Origin of the sequence: Vibrio frigidus (genome assembly GCF_042465995.1) — a bacterium.
GTDB lineage: Bacteria > Pseudomonadota > Gammaproteobacteria > Enterobacterales > Vibrionaceae > Vibrio.
Window position 1 is genome coordinate 1 of record NZ_JBCDMC010000086.1, and the last position, 240, is coordinate 240.

Sequence of the window (240 nt, forward strand, 5' to 3'; positions counted from 1 at the left end):
CTTGAACAACGGCAACGGTTAAGTCCCCGCCGGTAATCGTTTGAACGCCTTGTGTTTCAGTGAAAGTAACATTGCTATCGGTCGCGGTTGCGAGCGCACCATCCGCTATCGTGATGTTGATATTGGCAGCATTTGGTACGGTGTCGCCATCGGTATCAGTAACATCCACTCCGATGGTTAGCTCATTAATATCGCCATCACCGTTAACTTGTTCTATCGCTTGATGTTGAGTAATGCTGT

General features: G+C 47.9%; 1 protein-coding gene. It reads right to left on the minus strand.

Annotation, left to right across the window (positions count from 1 at the left end):
• Window positions 1-240 (minus strand): hypothetical protein (locus tag AACW90_RS23165; protein WP_390239405.1); only part of this gene is annotated, 240 nt, incomplete at both ends.